This is a genomic window from Coprococcus sp. TF11-13, from assembly GCF_003481085.1.
Lineage (GTDB): Bacteria > Bacillota > Clostridia > Lachnospirales > Lachnospiraceae > Coprococcus > Coprococcus aceti.
In genome coordinates this window covers 973,322-991,464 of record NZ_QUKK01000001.1, presented here as the reverse complement: position 1 = coordinate 991,464, position 18,143 = coordinate 973,322, and the positions used below count along the sequence as shown (strand labels likewise).

Sequence of the window (18,143 nt, the reverse complement as noted above, 5' to 3'; positions counted from 1 at the left end):
GGACAGGAGCGGATTTTCATGACAGACAGGGCTAAGAAATTGAACAGAGAAGAGAAGCTTCAACTTCAGGCTGAAAAGCTGAAAGAACAGGCACAGATAGATCTTGAGGGGTACGTTATGTGTCGTTCTGCACTCAGGGCGACCAGAACGGATCTTCATGAGGAGTCGGAACGGTATGACAGACTTAGGGAAGAATATGAAGAGCTGAAGAACAGACGCGCACCGTACAAGGTGCTGTTCTATAAACGCAGAAGAATCAGAAAGTGTAAAAAGCACATAAAGGAGCTGGGAAGGGCAAAGAAACGTCTGCGCAAACAGATGAAGGAACATCGTGAGGGTGTCAGACGAAGAACTGTTACCAACACATTTGCATTTGTTGCAGCGCTTGCGATGTTCGCCATGATGGCGTGGAGGATATGGCAGCTCGCACAGGGTGTGTACTATATGGCATTTTACAGAAATGGTGAGGCCCTTGAGATAACGGCTGTTGCTGTGCTCAGGCAGCTCCTGCTTGTGGCGTGCATCGTATATGGCCTAGTGGTTGTATGGCAGTCATTGCAGGTGTGGGGCATGAAGCGGGAAGGCTGGAATAGTGTAATAAGAATTAAGGTGAAACAGAAGGCCTACTGGATTATGATGATAGGCGTACCGCTTCAGATAGTCAGCCATGGAGATATGCTGACGAATGCCATGATGCTTATAACGATTATCAGTCAGATGGTCATGGCGGCACTTTTGTCGACGGTCCAGTCGAGAAGGATACTTGTGAAGATATTTGCATGGTGCTATGTCGGGGGAATCTGTGTGATATGGCTGTATGGCGGAGTGTACTGCAGAAACTTCGAGATATCGGGAAATGATTCCGGAACCAGCACCTATGCGGTTGACAACAAGTCGAATTTCTCGCAGATATGGGAGATGTCGACTGAACCGGAATTCTATCATATGGGTATGTATGCCCAGAACAGGGATACCGATTATGGCATGATGATCATTCCGGGACTTGCGTATGCTGATACGATAGGCAGTGAGTCGAGGGAGATAGAGAACTGCACGTCCATGACGCCACAGGGGCTGGCGGTGACGAAGAAGTATACATTTGTCAGTGCATATTGCAAGACGAAGAAACACAAATCTGTGATATTTGTTCTTGATACACAGACCGGGCAATATATTAAAACACTGGTTCTCAAGGACACGACACATGCCGGAGGACTTGCGTATGATACGAAGAATAATGTGCTGTGGGTTTCCTCGTATATGATCGATGAGGATGAGGACAGGAGCAGGAAGGCATCCATATCATGTCTTACGCTGGACTCCATAGAGAAATACGATGTGGCTCAGGGAAAGCCGATAAAATACAGGAACACATGTAGCGTCATGTTCCCTGCAACGTCATTTATCACGATATATGACGGACATATATATGCGGGCTACTGGCGAAAGGATAAGAACAGCTACAGCATGGCAGCCAGCTACGAGATCGTAAATGGCGGCACCGCCATATCCTCGGAGGAGGACGAGGCTTTCTATATACCAGGAAGGGTGCAGGGGCTTCAGGTGTATAAAAATGAGATAATATTCTCTATATCATATGGTATAGATGAATCCAGGATAGAGGTATACGATACAGATATAGGTAAGCTGTCCAGTGTGAATTACGGCACAGAGACACCGAGACAGGTGGTTAAGCTCCCGCAGAAGCTGGAGCAGATATATTCGTATAATGGCAAATTATACTGCCTGTTCGAGTCTGCAAGTTTTGCCTACAGGCTGACAGCACCGGTGTGTATGGACAGGATCGTGGGGCTTGATGAGATGGCACTTGTAGAGTAGCTCAAAGTGGTTCAAGGTGAAAAAATGGAGGGTTTGGGATGAACGAACAGAATTTTAACAATGGAATGAATGGAGGCCCGGGGATGCCCCCGCCGCCACCGCAAGGGTATATGAACATGAATGGAGGCCCGGGGATGCCCCCGCCACCACCGCAAGGGTATATGAACATGAATGGAGGCCCGGGGATGCCCCCGCCACCACCGCAAGGGTATATGAACATGAATGGAGGCCCGGGGATGCCCCCGCCACCACCGCAAGGGTATATGAACATGAATGGAGGCCCGGGGATGCCCCCGCCGCCACCTCAGGGTTATATGAACATGAATGCCAGACCGCCGCAGAGGAGAAATCCTGCGGTGTCTCCGAACAGATTCAGGATGTTTGGTATTCCGGTACTGGTATATGCGATCATATGTGCGGCATGTCTGTACAGCAACTGGTCGAGTATATTGTCGGCTGTGCTTTCGATAGTATCAATAGTGTTTATCAGTACATGCATGGTACGATATGAGAAGAACATCGGTGCAGACCGTGAGGCCATGACCACTGGAGCTGCGTTGTCGAAACAGAGTATACTGATCCCATATTATATTCTTGTGTTCATGATGTCGGTTGCCCTGAGTCTCACAGACGAGGGATATATCATATTTGGATGTAATGTGGGAATAATCGTTACAGAGATGTATGCGGTTATGACATACTTCAATGACACTGAAAAGCAGGGGATATTCAAGGGAATATTCTCATTTTTCGAGATGTTCTTTGGTTCGATAGGGTATGTAAACATGCCATTTGCCGACAGAAAGGCGGAGCGTGAGATAACCGGCAAAAAGAGAAATTCCAAGCTGATGTACATACTTCTTGGATGTGTGATAGCACTTCCGATACTGGTGATCGTGCTCAATCTGCTGTCTTCGGCAGATCCTGTGTTTGCAAAGGTCATAAAGGACATATTTGGCAAACTGTTCTTCTCGTGGGATATAGTGAAGATAGTTCTGTTTGCCGCTGTGATATTCCTGTTTGTATATGGATTTATTGTCAAGGCGGGCCGCAGAGATCTTGGTGCAAATGCTCCGAAGGAGGGGCAGTACAATGCAGTGACAGGTATAACTATAACGATAGTGCTCACAGCGTTCTATCTGATATTTGCCGTTGTTCAGATAGTGTATCTGTTCATGAACAGCGCAGGACTTCCGGACGATATGACATACGCAGAGTATGCAAGACAGGGCTTCTTCCAGCTGCTCTTTGTAGCGGTTGTAAATGTGTGTATGGTGCTGATATTTAGTGCTATATTCAGAAAGAGTCTGGTGCTCAACGTGTCACTGCTCATGATGTGCATATGTACATATATAATGATTGCCTCATCAGCTGTGAGGCTGTCCATGTACATTGCGGAATATGATCTGACATACCTCAGAATAAATACCATATGGGCGCTGATAGTCACGTCTATAGTGATGCTCGGTGTTATCATAAGCCTGTTCTGGAGAAATATGCCGCTGTTCAGATACATATTTATGACGGTTCTGGTGATGTTCACGCTGTATGCATTTATCAGACCTGGCGCAGTGATAACGAGGTACAATATCAGTCAGGCACACGATGGCAAGAAAGTGGATCTTGAGTATGTGATGGATATAGGTAATGACGGAGTTCCATATCTGATCGATTATTTCAGGACCAAAGACATTACGCCCGAAATGGTCATGGAGGAAGTGATGTCGAAATATAGCGAGGACACCTACTACTGGAGAGACGACACGGTGGGAGAGAGGCTTGAGAAGATGCTTGAGGAGAATGACGACAAGGGCTATATCAGAAGCTTTAACTTCTCCAGATACAGAGCTTCAAAAGCTATAGAGAATTATATAAAGTAGCGCAATATAGAATTATAGATCACAATGAAGAAAGCCCCCTGCTTTCGGTTATTTACACCGGAGGCAGGGGGCTTTTAGCTGCATTAAATATTAGTCGTCTTCTTCAGGAACGTAATGTCTTGATGTGTAATACTCAAATATATCCTCGGACTTGTCGTATGGCAGGAACTGGGATCTCTCCCTTACAACCCACTCATCTCCATTGTGGAGAATCTCGCCGAATACATAGCAGTTGTTGTGCTTGGCATCCTCACATGCCTTGAATATTGCGTCCTCACGTACATATACCTTTTCGGTATGCTTACATTTGATCAGCGCAAATACGTTGTCCACCTCTGCCAGGCATTGCTTGTGAAGGTTGCCGTTGTAGATGTAGAGGAAGAGGATGATTCGTCCAACGTTCTCACCTCTGTCGAGGTAGATGCGCATCTCCTCGTCGATACCTTCCTTCTGTCCTGTTCTGTCATCGCCCTTCAGGACTACAGAATCGCTTCTGCTGTACTTGTGACCCCAGAATACCAGTTCGGGATCTGAGCCGTCATTGTGCTCAACGATCGCTGCAAGGTTGAGGTCATATGTGTCCTCGGATGTAGCGCTCATGATATTGTCTATGGCAATCTTAATCTTTTTCTTGAGGTCGACCTTCTTGGCATCCCAGCCAATGCCGACCGTAAGTTTATTATCACCTTTTACAACATATTCGTTCATACAAAAACCCCCTTAGATTACAAGAAGAATAATAATGTGTCTATGAAGAATGTTGGTACAAGAATAGCAACTGACCATACGAGGTAGCCTACAAATGAAGGCATCTTGATACCATTTTCTTCGGCTATTGAACGTACCATAAAGTTAGGTGCGTTTCCTATATAAGTGTTGGCTCCCATGAATACGGCACCGCAGGAGATAGCCATCAGCATGACCTGAGGAACTACACCCATAGCAGTGCTTATACCCTCTGTAAATCCACTTGAAGCAGCGGTGGTGAAGAATACAAGGTAGGTAGGTGTATTGTCAAGGAAACTTGATAAAAGTCCTGTCATCCAGAAGAACTGTGCCGGATGTGTAAGTCCGAGCTCAGAACCACGTGCCTTGAGAATCAGGAGTGCAGGGATCATAGTGATGAATATACCTATGAACAGTATGGCAACCTCCTGTATAGCATCCCATGTAAAGTTGTTGGCCTTACGGACTTTCTTGCTCGTTGTCTTGAATGAGAGGAAAGCCGCTGCGAGCATGATCACGATCTCGATGATAGCAGCCCATGAGAGCGTTACGCCCTCACAGAAATTGATACCCTTTGCAAATGCAGGAAACTTCATAGGAAGAACACCGCTGAGGATAACTGCGCCTACGATCATTACAAGGAATATAATGTTGTGAGCGCCCTTAAGTCTGATTGGCTTTTTGGTATCCGCATCGAATACCGGCTTCTGTCTGCCGTCTGCGATATCCTTCTTGTACGCTCTTGTGTCGAGAAAGAAGAATACAGTCAGCAGGATGATGAGATTGACAACCATGACCTTTGCAAGTCTGAGGCTCCAGAAGAAGTCAACACCATTCATGAATCCCATCAGAAGTGGAGGATCACCGACAGGGGTGAGACAGCCACCAATATTTGAAACGAGGAAGATGAAGAATACAATGATCTGAACCTTTCTTCGTCTCCATTTATTTGCCTTTATGATAGGTCTGATCATCAGCATACTTGCACCGGTAGTACCGATCCAGCTTGACAGCAGAGTACCTATCAGTAGAAGCAGAACATTGAGCTTAGGTGTTCCCACCAGGTCGCCTTCAAGAGATATATTGCCTGCCACACAGAACAGGGCAAAAAGCAATACAATGAAGGTGAGATAGTCACCGATCATTACCTCGAGCAATTGTTCGCCCATCGTACCAAAGCCATGGAATATGGCAAATGGAATTAAAAATAAAAGAGACCAGCCCGCAACAGCCCACTGTTTGTGTTTTTCCCACCACTCACCGGCGATAAGGGGCATAACAGCTATGCACAGAAGCATACACACAAATGGTATACACCATGTAAGTGGAAGCGTAGCACCGAGTGTTTCAGTACCGGATTCGCTGTCTGCCGCCAGGGCACTTGCCTGTGACAGTCCAAGAACTGAGATGACTGTACCGAGACCTAGAAATAACCTGTTTTTCATCGTTTTTGCCTCCTATTAATTATAATTGAAAAACCTTATCTATGCTAACAAAAATATGGTAAAAATTCAACGAAAAAAATCGAAACTTAACCATTTATTTTCCAGAACAAAAAAATAATAAGTATAGCCCAAAAGATGGATATGTGATAGAATGAAAAAGATTGAAAATTGCAATACTATGGCCTTAGGGCAGAACAGAGGTAATTGATATATTATGGAACATCAATGGTCAAAGGCATACAAACCAAAGAGAAAACTTTACGTGCTGAGGTCCAGAGAGTCAGAGGGATTTGACGATTTTTGTCAGGAGAATGGCTATGACTGGTACAAGTGCTTTAGCAACATATACAGGCCGCTGGCAAACAGGGCTTTGTTTTATATGCCTGAGAAGATGATGGACGCCGGATATTCGCGTCTGTGTGGAGGAGTGGAGATAGGATACAGTGATATGGAGATGGTTCCTCAGAACTGTGTGAGCATCACGGTTCCGGGATTCGACGTTGTGGATATAAAGGGATTTGATATATCTCTGATAGAGGATATACCGAGACTCATGACCATGGCGTATTCATATGCCAAGTTGTATATAGAGACGGAGAAGCTGCACATTGTTTCTAACCACAAGCTTCCATATATATGTTACATGGAGAGCGCAGACAGTCTGTGCGTGGAGATTCCGGTATGGTCCAAGAAGACCAAGACGGAGGAGATGCTGACTCTTGACAACATGAGTAAGAGAGATCTCTATGAGATAGCATACAGGGAGCCTGCCACCGGACATTACAACTGGACATGGCTCAAGGAGAAGCTTGAGCAGTGTGAATATATAGGACTGGATCAGTTTATATTTGCCAGATTCGACATAAAGGGCTTCAGGCTCATCAACAACGTTATGGGCCGTGAGGTGGCGAAGGATCTGTTCAGATATATATGTGACGCTATGACCAAGCAGGACTGGATATTGTACTCTGCAAAGTGTGAGAGTGACGATTTTGCCATGATTATAAAGTATATGCCGGAGGATGAGATAATGAACCGGCTATATACATTCTTTGAGGAGATAGGACAGCTTCCGTCGAACAGGAAGTATAAGATATTCTATAGCTGTGGTATCGTATTCTATGATGAATTCGAGAAACTCAACATGTCAATGCGCGTTGAGGACATGGCGCAGATGGCACACCTCCAGTGTATCAAGACCAATGTAAATGAGATAAAGATATACACATCGGAGATGAAGAAGGAATACATCATGGCACAGCAGTACAAGCTGGAGCTCCCGGATGCCATAGAGAATGAGGATCTCATGGTATATCTTCAGCCGAAGTACAATCCACAGAACGACACCCTGACCGGTGCTGAGGCTCTGATAAGATGGTTCTACAAGGGCGGAGATATTCTCTCGCCGAAGTATTTCGTGCCGCAGTTTGAGACTGACGGAACTATAGACATCATAGACAGATATGTGCTGAGACAGGTGTGCAAGAAGTTCAAGGAGTGGAAGGAGCTTGGCTACCCGCTCTACCCGATATCCTGTAACCTCTCGAGACACCAGATATCGAGACCGGATCTTATATATATACTGTGTGATATAGTCGATGAATACGGAGTGGATCACTCGCTTATAGACTTTGAGATAACTGAGAGTGCAGATTTCGCTGACGTGCAGTATCTGATAAAGGTGCTCAAGGATCTGAAGGCTGAGGGCTTCAAGATATCCATGGACGACTTTGGAACAGGATACTCCAGTATGGCACTTCTTAAGGATATGCCGCTGGATATAATCAAGATAGACAAGAGCTTTATTGACGGAATAGCCACCGGCGAGCCGAACAACAAGGACATGCTCATGACACAGGATATCCTTGCCATGTCAAGGCATCTGGGAATCAGAAGTCTTGCGGAGGGTGTTGAGACATTTGAGCAGAAGGAATACCTGAGAGAGTGGGGATGCCACTACATTCAGGGGTATTACTACAGCAAGCCTATACCTATCACGGGATATGAATATCTTCTCAAGAAGATAATGCTGGGACAGAGCTAGCCGGATAATGATGCTATATAGCGACATATAGAGAATATACAGAATAGTATAAGAGGATTGATATATGAATGTATCGATCCTCTTTTTCTATTTATATTGGACCTTAACAGGATGTAATCTCAATAATGTAATGTATATAATTTACAAGTCTTGTATATATAATCAACAACCTACTAAAAAATTATTAAGAATTATTCCCAATAAGGGTTGACTTTGATCAAAAAATAGGTATAATAAGACATAGTTGATAAATAAACATCAACAAAGAAGACAGAATATATTTTAACAATCAATGATGGATATTGATTAGATTATTTAAAAGAGAAAAGGAGAATTAAGTTATGGCAAAGTTTGTATGTACAGTATGCGGTTATATCTATGAGGGAGAGCAGGCACCAGCAGAGTGTCCTATCTGTCACGCAGGAGCAGATAAGTTCAAGAAGGTAGAGGGAGAGCTCACACTTGCAGCAGAGCATGAGTTTGGCGTATATGCTGAGACAGTTAAGAACAATCCAGAGATCAGCGATGAGGACAAGAAGTATATCTACGAGCAGCTCAAGGCTAACTTCGAGGGAGAGTGCTCAGAGGTTGGAATGTATCTCTGCATGGCTCGTGTAGCACATCGCGAGGGCTATCCTGAGATCGGTCTCTACTGGGAGAAGGCAGCGTACGAGGAGGCTGAGCATGCAGCTAAGTTCGCAGAGATGCTTGGATCAGACCTTGAGCAGAACATGACAGCTTCAACAGAGAAGAATCTTGCATGGAGAGTTGACTGCGAGTTCGGTGCAACAGCAGGAAAGGTAGATCTTGCAAAGTGCGCTAAGAAGAACAATCTGGATGCGATCCATGATTCAGTTCATGAGATGGCAAGAGACGAGGCAAGACACGGCAAGGCTCTCAAGGGACTTCTTGACAGATACTTCGGTAAGTAAGAAGAAGGTAAAGATTATTCATAAGGATAGTCAGTCTTACACATAAATTTAAAAAGTATATGCGGAAAGCAGTCAGGCTGCGATCCGCATATACTTTTTTAGATTTATGTGTGCTATTTAATTGTTACTCATCTTTCTTGAGACTGAAGGAAGAGGAAGATGTAGTTGAGCTTGTTGTTGTATAAGGATTAGATGCGTGGGCATCCTGCTCTGAAGCTGCCGGCTGCTGTGAGTAGAACGGATCACTGTAAGACTGCGGTGCCTGTGTCTGTTCTGCAGTGCCGTAGCTGCCACTGTCTGTACTGCCATACTGCTGTGTATAGCTGCCGTTATTTGGGCTGCCTGTGCTGCCCGGAGTGTACACGCCGTTGAAATCGCCTGTACCGTCATAGTAACCTGTGCCTGCTGGCTGTGCAGATGCGCTGATGGTGTTCTTGCTTCTTGTTGCCTTCAGGATCATGATCACTGCTGCCAGTAGGAATACAGCTCCGAGGACAAGCTTGAATATGTAATCTGAAGAGTCAACCATCTCTATATAGTAAGGAAAAGCTTCTGCCTTTGCGGTCGCATAGTCCTCACTTGTAGGAGTGTATCCATAATATTGTGCGTATGCGTCGACATACTTGGTGATGTAGTCGTCAAGGAAGCCCTGCACCTTGTCGCTGTTCTTGCGGATGACCCCTGTTATGTAGACTGGTTCTGCATCGTCAGCAGATGAGATCGCGTCAAATTTGGCGTCATCACTCTTGGAGATCGATATTCCGATCCACTTGGATGTGTCTCTTTTTGAGCCGTCTTCATTCTTGTCGCAGATATCAACGAGATAGTAGTATCCGTCGGTCTTGGTGACCACGTGATTGTACGTTGTAGTCTTCTCAATGTAAGCTCCGTATCCGTAGGTGAGTGTTCCCTCCACATACACTCCCGGTTTAACTTCCGATTCGTCACATGTAGTAACGTTTAGAAGCTTTCCGTGTAAACCGATAAATGTTCGTATACCCAGGAATAAAAGAACTATTCCGAATATACCGAAAACAACTGCTGATACGATGGGATTCCCTTTTTCTTTGTTCTTGCCATAATGTTACCTCACTTTTTTTATTTGTTATGAATTATACATAACCACTTCAATACCTCACTTTTCTACAGTACAGGTAAAAAACTAATATTTCAAGTAAAAAAGGCAAAATCAAAAAAAATTAGACATTTTTTATGGTATACTCATTCATGGTGGTGATTTTATGGCAAAGAAAACAAAAAAGAATGAGAAAAAGTACATATATATAATTCCGGCAGTGCTGTGGATGATATTCATATTTTACATGTCGTCCAGAACAGGAGATGACTCGTCGGCGGTGAGCAACCCCATGACAGACTTTATAGTGGGGTTGTTCCAGAAGGTGAGAAATGATTCCGCGCCCGTGGTTGACAGGATGACGGGAGTGGTGGAGATCATGGTCAGAAAGGGTGCACACATGACGGAATATGGAATCCTTCTGGCTCTGCTGGCCCTGGCGGTCAGAAAGGCCGGCGGAAGGATGACTTCGGCTGGCGTGTATATATGGTCAGTTGTGATAACATTTGTCTATGCGTGCTCCGATGAGATTCATCAGCTCTTTGTCGCTGACAGGGCAGGCAGGGGCACGGATGTGCTTATAGATATGTGCGGCGCACTGGCAGCTCTTCTTATTATATGGGGATCAAAGAGCACAAGGGGAAGGATAATAATGGGCTTTGTGATAGGGATAGTGCTGGTGGCAGCGGTTATGTTCCTTTTCCTGTGGCCTTTTTAGAGCGCATTTAGTATTGGCAGCCTTGAATTAGAGTGGGGCAGATGGTATATTAAAAAAGACTATGAGCATCACATTACCGATGCTGACTGGAGGATGCAGAATGACATTAGCAGATGTTAGAAAGAACATAGACCGGGTCGACAAGGAGATCAAGCAGCTCTTCAAGGAGAGAATGGTTCTTGCGGACAATGTTGCTCAGGTCAAGGCAGAGACCGAGGATGACATATATAAGCCAGACCGCGAGGAGGCCATCATATCCAATCTCACAGGGGATGTGGATGATAACATCAAGATGGAGTACACGGCGCTTATCAAGAGAATCATGGAGATAAGCAGAAAGTACCAGTATGGAAGGACTCTGGAGCTCAGGAACTGCCTGGATGTGGAGTATGATGTGAAGGAGCCTGACATAGATGCGGTGGCGATGATAAAGCCGGAGCTGTACATTTGTCAGGGATGCTCGAGGGACAAGGTCATTGCGGTGGACTCATACGATGAGGTGTATGAGCTCATAAAGACTGGCAAGGTAGACGCCGGAATGGGAATACTTGAGGACATAAGCTACGGAGTTTCGGATGCGCTTCACGAGGTGCTCACCAACAACAAGCTGTATATATACAGATGTAACATTGTAAATGAGAATGGACACAACAAGAAGGTTGTCACATTTGCAGACCACCTCATAGTGGAGGAGAACCACAACAGGCTGAAGGTGATGTTCGTATGTAAGAATAAGAGCGGAAGTCTCAGCAGCGTACTGTCCATGATCTCTGATTACGGGGTGAACCTCACAGAGATACACTCGGCGCCAAACAGGCAGGAGCATTGGAATTACAGATTCTATGTGGAGCTGTCTGCCAATTTACTGAAGAAGGATATACAGGCTTTAGTGTTCCAGCTCATGAACGAGACGGAGGAGTTTACGATCATCGGGAGCTATGCCTGTGACGAGGAACAGTTTTAGAGAAAAAATAATTTTTAAGGAGAAAATATCATGATAGACAAGTTAGTAAAGAATATCCAGAAGACAAATGCACCTATAGTAGTTGGACTTGATCCAATGCTCAACTATGTACCGGAGCATATCCAGAAAGCTGCATTTGCAGAGTATGGCGAGACACTTGAGGGCGCTGGTGAGGCTATATGGCAGTTCAACAAGGGAATAGTTGACGCTACATATGATCTTATACCTGCAGTTAAGCCACAGATAGCCATGTATGAGCAGTTCGGAATCGAGGGACTCAAGGCATTCAAGAAGACAGTTGACTATTGCAAGGAGAAGGGACTTGTCGTTATCGGAGATATAAAAAGAGGCGATATAGGTTCAACATCAACAGCATATGCGGTTGGTCATATCGGAAAGGTACAGGTGGGAAGCAAGACATATGCTGGATTTGATGAGGATTTCATCACAGTAAACCCGTATCTTGGAACAGACGGAATCAAGCCATTTGTGGATGTGTGCAAGGAGGAGAACAAGGGTATATTCGTTCTCGTCAAGACATCCAATCCATCATCAGGTGAGTTCCAGGACAGACTTGTGGATGGACGTCCACTCTATGAGATAGTCGGAGATATGGTTGACAAATGGGGCAGCGATGTTGTAGGTGAATCAGGATATTCAGCGGTTGGAGCTGTTGTCGGTGCCACATACCCTGAGATGGGCAAGGTGCTGAGAAAGGTTATGCCAAAGTCATTTATCCTTGTTCCGGGTTACGGAGCACAGGGGGGTAAGGCTGCAGACCTTGTACACTACTTCAATGAGGACAGACTCGGTGCGATCGTCAACTCATCAAGAGGAATCATAGCTGCTTACAAGCAGGACAAGTATGCACAGTTTGGTGCTGAGAACTATGCAGATGCCTCAAGACAGGCAGTAGTTGACATGATCGAGGATATCAACGGCGCACTTGATGCGTAATTAAGCCGGAATGTGTGCGGCAAGCCGGGCTTGTCCGCCGTACACTGATAATAGAATGATGATGGAGGAAGACTATGGGCAAACTTAAGATGACAGCAAAGGTGGTCAGCCAGGAGACTCTTGCCACTGATGTATACAGTCTGGTGCTTGAAGCTCCAGAGATAGCTTCACAGGCTATAGCAGGACAGTTCGTGTCTGTATATACTCACGATGGCAGCAAGATGCTCCCGAGACCTATCAGCCTCTGCGGAATAGACAGGGAGGCGGGAACACTCCGCCTTGTATACAGAGTGGTTGGATTTGGAACAAAGGAATTTTCACAGCTTGCGGCTGGAGATACGGTCGATATATTGGGGCCTCTCGGCAACGGCTTCATGAAGTCCGACAAGAAGGCGATCCTGATAGGCGGAGGTATAGGAATCCCACCTATGTTACAGCTTGCAAAAGAGCTTGACTGTGAGAAGTCAGTCGTGCTCGGCTACAGGGATGAGATATTCCTGAACGAGGAATTTGAGCCATACGCACAGGTGTATATGTCATCTGAGGATGGACAGCACGGTGTGAAGGGCAACGTAATAGATGCCATAAAGGAATACGGCGTGGACGGTGCTGTCATATATGCATGTGGCCCTACTCCTATGCTTCGGGGAATCAAGGCATACGCCATGGAGAAGGGCATCGAGTGCCAGATATCCATGGAGGAGAAGATGGCGTGCGGCGTGGGCGCATGTCTTGCCTGCGTATGCAAGACAAAGGATATAGATGAGCACTCACAGGTGCACAACAGAAGGATCTGTAAGGATGGACCTGTATTCTACGCTGAGGAGGTGGAGCTGTAATGTCAGATAAGATCAATATGTCAGTGGATATAGCGGGTGTGACTCTCAAGAATCCAATAACAGTAGCTTCAGGAACATTTGGCTCAGGCATGGAGTACAGCGAGTTCGTGGATCTTTCACAGCTCGGTGCAGTAACCACCAAGGGCGTGGCAAATGTGCCATGGCCGGGCAATCCGACACCTCGTATAGCTGAGACTTACGGCGGCATGATGAATGCCATAGGACTTCAGAATCCTGGAATCGATGTGTTCAAGAAGAGAGATATACCATTCCTCAGGGATTATGATACAAAGATCATCGTAAACGTGTGTGGAAAGTCCAAGGAGGACTATGTTGACTGCGTTGAGAAGCTTGGCGATTGTGATGTGGATCTGCTTGAGATCAACGTGTCATGTCCGAATGTAAAAGAGGGCGGAATCGCATTTGGCCAGCAGCCGGATGCGCTCTACGATATAACAAAGGCAGTCAAGGCAGCGGCAAAGCAGCCTATCATCATGAAGCTGAGTCCGAATGTCACAGACATAACAGAGATGGCCAGAGCTGCAGAGGCTGGTGGTGCTGATGCGGTATCACTCATCAATACACTGACAGGTATGAAGATAGATGTGAACAGAAGAACATTTGCAGTGGCAAATAAGACTGCAGGTGTGTCAGGCCCTGCGATCCATCCGATAGCAGTCAGAATGGTATACCAGGTGGCAAATGCAATAAAGCTTCCTATCATCGGAATGGGCGGCGTGGCTACCACAGAAGATGCCCTTGAGATGATTATGGTCGGCGCAAGTGCGGTGGCAGTTGGAACGGCCAACTTCCACAATCCTTATGCAACAGTGGAGATCATAAAGGGTATTGAGGAGTATATGAAGAAGAATTCCATCAGCGATATCCATGAGCTGATAGGCTGTGTAAAATAGAACGATATAAGTCTTCTGTAAGAGTTTTAAGGGGTGTTGGGTTATGGAAGATAACATAGATATTGAAAAATATGCACAAAAACTCCGCATGGAACTGGATGAGGCGCTTGGCAGAAATGAGGAGCTCAGCGAGGAGATATCTGATCACGCAAGGATGCTGGAGAAGACTCTTGACAATCTGGCAGGCGGTGTGGGTATATTTGAACTTCACGGGAATAAGCCGGCTGTCAGGTACATGAGCAAAAGCTTTTATAAGCTGTTCAATGTGACCGAGGATCAGATGAGTGGATATGCCAGTGACTACGTGATGTTGGCCATTCCAGAGGATCGGTCTGCCCTTAAGAAGCAGATACTGGAGACCATAACGAGTAACAAGACCACGGTGCGTGACATCCGCTTTACGGATGTGAATACCGGGGGATATTTCTGGATACAGGTCTGCCTTTCTGTCATGTCCATAAAAAAGGGAATCATCGCACTGTGTGCGGTGTTTATCGATGTGACAAGCAAGATGGAAGCGGAGCTGGAGAACAAGGCGCAGTCTGAGATGCTCAGGCTGATACTTCAGGGAAGCGGAGAATCCATAATCGTGTACGATGTCCCGACGGATACTCTGATAAATGAGAAGGTCGTGGATGGTGAGATGGTCACCACCATGAAATATGAGAATTTCTATAAGGGTATCGACACTAACAGGATAGTCCACGCTGACGACAGAGACGCCGTGACCGGCATGTTCAGAAAGATCCTTGATGCGGATGCGGATAGCTGTGACAGGCTGATGGGTGATCTGCGCCTTGATCTGGATGGCGGAGGCAAATGTGAGTGGTACAGAGTGCTCTTTGTTCCTCTCAGGGACTCCAAGAAAAAGGTTCGCAAGATATTCGGCAAATATTACTCCATAAACGATGAGAAGATAAGAAGTCAGGAGCTTCAGCTCAGGGCGGAGAGGGATTCTCTGACGGGACTTTACAATCATGTCACATTTCAGCACAAGATTACGGATATGCTAGAGTCTTTCCCGGGTGAACTGTGCGCTTTTTATATCATGGATATAGATGACTTTAAGCATATAAATGACGCATTTGGACATTATGCGGGAGATGATCTTCTGTGTGATGTTGCAGTGACGCTGGAGGAGGTTGCGTCGGCAGCCGGAGGATTCTCAGGACGACTGGGCGGCGATGAATTTGCACTGTTTATCCCGATAGTCGACAGAAGAGAGGACGTGTATAAGCTGGCTGAGAATATACAGACCAGACTCACCACGATCAATTGCAGTCTGCCGCATACTATGTCGATGGGAATAAGTATCCACAGGATAGAGGGTGGTATAGATTTTGACCTTCTATACAGTGAGTCGGATCAGGCGTTGTACGCAGCAAAGAGGGGCGGCAAGAACCGTTACTGTGACTATGCCGACTCAGCGGATATGCATTCATGTGATTCGCATCACAGCGGATATACATACAATGATGACGAAGGTCTTATGCTGGATGAGATATCTGATATAGCATATGTTGCTGACATGAAGACCCACGAGATGTATTTCCTCAACAAGGCGGCGAAGAGAAGTCTTGGAATTGCGGAGAACGACGATTCTTACAAGGGTAAAAAGTGCTTTGAGATAACCCAGGGCGGTGATGACCAGTGCCCATTTTGTTCTAATGAGATACTGGTTCCCGGACAGAGTTATGTATGGAATCACTACAACAGCAAGGCAAAGGGACTGTATGTGGTGAAGGATAAGATAGTTGACTGGCACGGAAGAAAGAGCCGGCTTGAGATTGCAGTTGACGTGTCTGACATAGATAAGACAACACAGGTTCTGGCGGACAGCTATGACATAGAGGATGCCCTTGTCAATTTCATGGCGAATATAACTTCAAAGCAGAGCAGTGAGGAGAAATATACCAGTCTGCTCGAGGTGATGGGAACTTTCTACAATTCCAAGAACGCCTGCCTTGTGGAGTATGGACAGGATGGCACAGGGGAGCTTTATTACTGGAAATCATCAGATGAGGAGTCGATAGAGGATGGTCTGAAGGCTCTTGTCACACAGAAAATGAGGGATGAACTGGAGAAGGAAGTCCTCAGGGACGAGGTTCTCATAGTGGACCGTTCCCATCCATTAAGGAATCCTGAAACAGAATTTGCACGGATGCTGAGTGACAGCAGGATATGGTCACTGTATGCGGTTCCGATCATAGTGGACGATGAACTGCTCGGCAGGGTATTTGTGTTCAATCCGGAGAAGCACAATGGAAACATAAGACTCATGAAGAACTTCGCTGCTTTTATCGGAAGTGAGATATATCAGAGACATCTGAAGGAGGACCAGCAGTTTGAGTTCACCCACGATAAGCAGACAAAATGCTTTAATAGGAACAGTTACATAGACTATATAAGAGGCAGAAAGAATCTGAGCAGTATTGGACTGGTTGCTGTGGATATCAATGAGATAAGGGGCATCGCGGAGATGTTCGGTCCGGATTATGCGGACGATGTGATCCTGCAGCTTGTCGGCAGGATAAGGAAGACGTTCCCGGACGACAGGGTGTTCCGCATGGGCTATGACAGCTTTATCATCATATGTGAGAACATTGAGCAGTTGAAGTTCAATGTATACGCTTCAAGACTCAGGGAAAATCTGCTCTACGGTGAGTTCACGGCATGCTGTGGCTATGTCTGGACAGATTGCAATATTGATGTCCGCAGGATGGAGGATCATGCGGCAAATCTCCTGTATTCCGAGAAGCAGCGGTGGTATGAACAGCAGGACTGTCATTCGGTGAAGTGGAATACGCTGAAAAAGGATATGGTGAAGAAGGAGCTTGAGGAAGGACTGTTCTATGTCCTTTATCAGCCGAAGATGCTGTATCCGTCAGGAAAGATATGTGGGGCAGAGGCCCTTGTAAGATATTCCGGAAATGATGACTTGGCGGATGTTATCGACAGGCTTGAGAAGAGCAGGACTGTAAAATATGTGGATTTTTACGTGCTTGAGAATGTGTGCAGAGATCTGGCAAAATGGCATGAAGAGGGAATGCCATACATCCCGGTATCCTGTAACTTTTCCAGAATGTCGCTTATAGAGAGCGATGTGGCCAAGCAGATAGCAGCAGTGGTTGACAGGTACGGAATACCGCATGATGTGGTCGAGATAGAGATAACGGAGTCGGTCAGTGAGCAGGAGCATGATACTCTGGTGAACATTTCGAACAATATACATGAACTGGGCTTCAGGATCGCGATGGACGATTTTGGAACAAAATACTCAAATGTCGCTATGCTTGCCCATATGGGATTTGACATTATCAAGTTCGACAAGAGCATGATAAATGACATAACTGTCAATCCGGTGGATCGCACGGTTATGTGTCATCTCATAAACATGTTCAATGAACTGGGAATGTTCTGTATAGCTGAGGGTGTGGAGACCGAGGATCAGGCGGATGTGCTCAGCAGCATAGGACTGGCTTGTATACAGGGGTATCTGTGCAGCAGGCCGCTGGAGAAAGAAAAGTATGTGGAGATGTGCAGGGAAAGAGGCATATCACAGCCGTACACCAATAAATAATTGAATCTTTATATGGATTATGGTAGTATGTGTAGGAAAAAGGGCAAAAAAGCCTGAAAACAGGAGGATTCGCAGAGACATGGAACAGTACAAGAAGGAATTTATAGAATTCTTGGCTGTCCTGTTTTGAAGACTCTCCCAAACCTCGAAAAACGCCGTATTTACAAGGCTTACAGCACTTTTACAGAAATCGCAAAAGTATCGTAACTTATCGTAAAAGTGTGTAGTTT

13 protein-coding genes are annotated in these 18,143 nt (G+C 45.8%); 10 read left to right on the top strand and 3 right to left on the bottom strand.

Features of this window, described 5'->3' with window-relative positions; translation table 11 throughout:
- The first annotated feature begins 18 nt into the window (after positions 1–18).
- The gene (locus tag DXD11_RS04390; protein WP_117549101.1) at positions 19–1,839 is read left to right on the top strand and encodes a hypothetical protein; all 1,821 of its coding nucleotides are present in this window, start codon (positions 19–21) and stop codon (positions 1,837–1,839) included.
- Between the two features lie 38 nt (positions 1,840–1,877).
- Positions 1,878–3,719 (top strand): DUF4153 domain-containing protein, encoded by a 1,842-nt coding sequence (locus tag DXD11_RS04385; RefSeq protein WP_147360970.1) that lies wholly within the window; start codon positions 1,878–1,880, stop codon positions 3,717–3,719.
- A gap of 90 nt (positions 3,720–3,809) precedes the next feature.
- Here the strand turns inward: DXD11_RS04385 and DXD11_RS04380 are convergent, their stop codons facing one another.
- Both DXD11_RS04380 and DXD11_RS04375 read right to left on the bottom strand, forming a co-directional pair.
- Positions 3,810–4,427, bottom strand: a complete 618-nt coding sequence (locus DXD11_RS04380; protein ID WP_117874281.1) for a TerD family protein — start codon at positions 4,425–4,427, stop codon at positions 3,810–3,812.
- Positions 4,428–4,444: 17 nt separating this feature from the next.
- Positions 4,445–5,890 (bottom strand): sodium:proton antiporter, encoded by a 1,446-nt coding sequence (locus DXD11_RS04375; protein ID WP_117549098.1) that lies wholly within the window; start codon positions 5,888–5,890, stop codon positions 4,445–4,447.
- Positions 5,891–6,104: 214 nt separating this feature from the next.
- Here DXD11_RS04375 and DXD11_RS04370 point away from each other — a divergent pair, with 214 nt between their 5' ends.
- Entirely contained in the window at positions 6,105–7,934 is a 1,830-nt protein-coding gene (locus DXD11_RS04370) for a GGDEF domain-containing phosphodiesterase (protein WP_117874279.1), read from the top strand.
- A gap of 341 nt (positions 7,935–8,275) precedes the next feature.
- On the top strand, positions 8,276–8,866 hold the full coding sequence (locus tag DXD11_RS04365) for an NADH peroxidase (RefSeq protein ID WP_055224152.1): 591 nt from the start codon (positions 8,276–8,278) through the stop codon (positions 8,864–8,866).
- 124 nt (positions 8,867–8,990) lie between these two features.
- Here the strand turns inward: DXD11_RS04365 and DXD11_RS04360 are convergent, their stop codons facing one another.
- The gene (locus tag DXD11_RS04360) at positions 8,991–9,917 is read right to left on the bottom strand and encodes a DUF6709 family protein (RefSeq protein WP_330426609.1); all 927 of its coding nucleotides are present in this window, start codon (positions 9,915–9,917) and stop codon (positions 8,991–8,993) included.
- 190 nt (positions 9,918–10,107) lie between these two features.
- On the opposite strand from DXD11_RS04360, the gene DXD11_RS04355 reads away from it, so the two are divergent.
- From DXD11_RS04355 to DXD11_RS04330, 6 genes are all read left to right on the top strand, one after another.
- Positions 10,108–10,659, top strand: a complete 552-nt coding sequence (locus tag DXD11_RS04355; RefSeq protein ID WP_055273512.1) for a VanZ family protein — start codon at positions 10,108–10,110, stop codon at positions 10,657–10,659.
- Between the two features lie 100 nt (positions 10,660–10,759).
- Positions 10,760–11,623 (top strand): chorismate mutase, encoded by an 864-nt coding sequence (locus DXD11_RS04350; protein WP_117549095.1) that lies wholly within the window; start codon positions 10,760–10,762, stop codon positions 11,621–11,623.
- A gap of 30 nt (positions 11,624–11,653) precedes the next feature.
- Positions 11,654–12,580 carry an orotidine-5'-phosphate decarboxylase gene (pyrF, locus tag DXD11_RS04345; RefSeq protein WP_015534777.1) on the top strand — a complete coding sequence of 309 codons (927 nt, stop codon included), beginning with the start codon at positions 11,654–11,656 and terminating at the stop codon, positions 12,578–12,580.
- 74 nt (positions 12,581–12,654) lie between these two features.
- The gene (locus DXD11_RS04340) at positions 12,655–13,419 is read left to right on the top strand and encodes a dihydroorotate dehydrogenase electron transfer subunit (protein ID WP_055144778.1); all 765 of its coding nucleotides are present in this window, start codon (positions 12,655–12,657) and stop codon (positions 13,417–13,419) included.
- A gap of 11 nt (positions 13,420–13,430) precedes the next feature.
- Positions 13,431–14,333: a dihydroorotate dehydrogenase gene (locus tag DXD11_RS04335; RefSeq protein WP_172674885.1), complete on the top strand. Its 903-nt coding sequence runs from the start codon at positions 13,431–13,433 to the stop codon at positions 14,331–14,333.
- A gap of 43 nt (positions 14,334–14,376) precedes the next feature.
- A complete protein-coding gene (locus DXD11_RS04330; RefSeq protein WP_118757820.1) occupies positions 14,377–17,913 on the top strand; it encodes an EAL domain-containing protein in 3,537 nt (1,178 codons plus the stop codon).
- The last annotated feature ends 230 nt before the right edge of the window (positions 17,914–18,143 follow it).